General features: G+C 29.9%; 1 protein-coding gene. It reads left to right on the top strand.

The features are described from left to right. Positions 1-1,102: 1,102 nt before the first annotated feature. Positions 1,103-1,951 (top strand): hypothetical protein, encoded by an 849-nt coding sequence (locus tag ACWIX0_RS13400; protein WP_454174483.1) that lies wholly within the window; start codon positions 1,103-1,105, stop codon positions 1,949-1,951. Positions 1,952-2,014 lie beyond the last annotated feature (63 nt).

Raw genomic sequence — 2,014 nt, 5'->3', positions numbered from 1 at the left:
AGCCTCGCGGTATGAGGTAAGCGCGGAGCGGTTATCGAGTTGACGAGGCGACTATATACCCCGTGCTAGCCTAGCTTCAGCGTGAGCCTCATAGCACAAGGTGGGTGTGAGTATTATTTACAATAACATTGTAAATAATAAGAGGGGTATATAGTCTTTTGCGTTGCGTGCCTAGCGCACGCATAAGCATAATGTAAGCAGAGTTTTTAACTCTGCTATACATATTACATTGTGCTACCGCGTTTTGTTTTGCACAATGTAAAAAAATATTTCAAATTACATTATAATTTATAATCATAATGTAATAACATTTTGCTTCACAGCAAAATTTACAATGCAATGTAAATCTAAACTAGATTTTTAATTTAATCAAAATCAACATTAAATTAAATTGCATTGTAAATCGAAATGTGAGTGATGATTATGATTTGTAGTTTAGTGATGTGTGTGCTTTGTTTTTAATTATATTTTTATCATTTATTTTTGTGGGTAAAAACTTATAGAAATAGGCTTAAAATCTTTTTTATTTGTTTTTATAGTAGGGATATAGTCATAATTATTTCAAATTGATTTTAGTAGTGTTTCTGTAAGTTTTTAGAGTTATTGTTTTTGAAAGTCCTGTTTTATTTGCAACATAGTTGCTTTTTTTGATTTCTTTGGAGTTTTTGGTTTGCCTATAAAGAACATAGAAAGGGATTTTTGCTCAAAAAAGTGCTTGAAAGTTCGTTGGTATCGTTATTTTGTCTATTTCTTAAATATAACCTGTGGTGTTATCTTACATAACCTGTGGTGTTATCTTATATAATACCTCGTATTATATTTTTGGAGCAAAAAATTTTTTTGTGTAGATTTTACACATTTTGTTTAAGTTTTAAAATTTGAAAAATTTTTCAAATTTTTTACTTTTCATTAAAAAATTACAAGAGAAGCATATAACTTGTAAATATTATATTTAAGCTAATATTAAGCAATTATTATAACATATATAAGTTATAATTTCTTTGTTTTTTTTATTACCAAATTAACGAATTTGTTTTTTTTGTGCTAATATACAGCAAAAATGCAAATACTTGCTTGATTTTTAGATTAAAGGAGACAAAAAATGAAAAGTTTAGATTTAGGGCATCAAAAAGTTTTGCAGCGACATACTAGAAGTCTTGATATGGATACAGGTGAGGTTGTAGAAACAGATTCTCAAGTGTTGTTAAAAACCGAAAAACGAGAAAGATTTATGTTGTTGTATGTTGAAAATTTTAATTTAGTTGTAGAGCTTCGTCAAAAAACACAAAGAGTATTAGCCAAATTACTTGCCAATAAGGTAACTTATGGTTCTAATGAGGTTGTTTTGTCTGCAGGTGTTAGGACACAGATTGCAGAAGAGTTAGAAACTTCAAAGCAGGTTATTGCTAATGCAATATCTGAGTTAGTCTCTAAAAAGGTTTTGAAAAGAAAGAAGTTAAATGGTGGCGGTTGTTTGTATTATTTGAACCCATATTTATTTGGGCAGGGCGAGTGGAATACGATTCAAAAGCAAAGACAACAATTTACCATAGATTTTGATTTTGTGAATTACCAAGCTCAAAAAGAGATAAAGACAATTACCTCGCACGATGGATTGCCAGATAAAGATAATATTCAAGTGTTGAAAAGAGAACAATATACTGATGAATATGGTGTTGGGCATTTTAATGCCATAATCGCTCCTAAGGACGAAATACAGACAAATAAAGAAAACGATGATGAAGTAATTAGTGTTGAGGCAGAGTCTGTTGATTCTCAAAATATCGAAAAAGCACAGACACAACAAACAGAATCTGCTTCCATTGAGTTAGAGATTTTGCGCGAACAGAATCGAGCTAAAGAATTGTCTATAAAAGAAAAAGAACTATCCATAAAGGAATTAGAGTTAAAAGCAAAGATTGATGATTCTGCTCCTAAGCTGTTTGATTAAGTTATTTTTAATAATATTTAACATATAATTAACAAAAATGTTAGTTATATGTTACGCCCAGCA

This window comes from Helicobacter sp. T3_23-1059, assembly GCF_053654515.1.
This window is presented reverse-complemented; position numbering and strand designations above follow the sequence as displayed.